Genomic DNA, 1,384 nt, shown 5'->3' with positions numbered 1-1,384 from the left:
TCCGCGTCATCCCCGAGGCGGAACTCGAGAGCATGGGCGACAGCGGCGAGTCGTTCCCCCCGAAGATCGAGGTCCCCAAGAGCTTCGTCCGCGAACACGAGCGCTTAGAGCTCGAGGCCGACCACCTGCGCGAGCAGCTCGAGGAGCACAAACGCTACGTCAACTACCTGCGCGAGCAGCTCGAGGACGAGGACGAGGACGTGATCCAGCTCGAGGACCTCGACGGCGAGCCGGACGAGCCCTCCTTCCGGCTCGGCTAGGTCTCGGACCGCTTCCGGCGGGTCTCCCCGCGAGCCGCCCGGGCCGATCCCCTCGCGGGCCGTCCCGGTCGACCCCCTGATCCCTCGGGACGGACCTCCCGCTGACACGTATTGCCGCGTTATCGCGCTCACGAGGACGATCGTTTCCCTCTCACGGCCGTTCCGTGGACGAAGCCGCATCGTCCTCGACGATTTCTGCCGATCTGTAACGATCGACGAAAAGGATATTACTCGGGGCTCGGACTGTACTCGCATGAAGGGGTGGATCCGACCGTGACCGAGGGCGTGTTCGACAGGGCGTACGACGATCCGGTCCGCGTCCTCGACGAGGACGGCACGGTCGTCGGCGACGTGCCAGACCTCGGGGAGGAGGAACTCGTCGGGATCTATCGGGACATGCGGCTCGCTCGGCACTTCGACGGCCGGGCGGTGAGCCTCCAGCGACAGGGGCGGATGGGGACGTACCCGCCGCTGTCCGGCCAGGAGGGCGCACAGGTCGGGTCGGCGGCCGCGCTCGCCGAGAGCGACTGGATCGTTCCCTCCTATCGCGAGCACGGCGCCGCGTTCGTCCGGGGGCTTCCCCCCGAGAAGACGCTCCTCTACTGGATGGGCCACGGGGACGGCGCTCGCCCCCCGGACGACGTCAACGTCTTCCCGATCGCGGTGCCGATCGCCTCGCAGGTGCCGCACGCGGTCGGCGGCGCGTGGGCGTCGAAGCTGCGGGGAGACGACGACGTCTTCGTCTGTTACTTCGGCGACGGCGCGACGAGCGAGGGCGACTTCCACGAGGGGTGTAACTTCGCGGGCGTCTTCGACACCCCCACGGTCTTCTTCTGTAACAACAACCAGTGGGCGATCTCCGTCCCGCGCGAGCGGCAGACGAAGAGCGCCACGTTGGCAGGGAAGGCCGAGGCGTACGGCTTCGACGGCGTCCAGGTCGACGGCATGGACCCGCTCGCGGTGTACGCGGTCACGAAGGCGGCCGTCGAGAAGGCGCGGGACCCGCCGGAGGGCCGGCTCCGACCGACGCTGATCGAGGCGGTCCAGTACCGCTTCGGCGCACACACCACCGCCGACGACCCGACCGTCTACCGCGACGACGACGAGGTGGAGCGGTGGCGGCG

Annotated in this window: 1 protein-coding gene and 1 pseudogene; both read left to right on the top strand. The window is 69.1% G+C overall.

Translation table 11 applies throughout. From position 1 onward, the window contains the following. A pseudogene (locus OKW78_RS16695) lies at positions 1-260 on the top strand (CopG family transcriptional regulator); the annotation flags it as partial. A 273-nt stretch (positions 261-533) separates the two neighbouring features. Continuing rightward, positions 534-1,384, top strand: an 851-nt coding sequence (locus tag OKW78_RS16690; protein ID WP_281196172.1) for a thiamine pyrophosphate-dependent dehydrogenase E1 component subunit alpha, incomplete at its 3' end; no start/stop codon positions are given.

The organism is Halorubrum sp. F4, assembly GCF_027257195.1.
GTDB lineage: Archaea > Halobacteriota > Halobacteria > Halobacteriales > Haloferacaceae > Halorubrum.
This window is presented reverse-complemented; position numbering and strand designations above follow the sequence as displayed.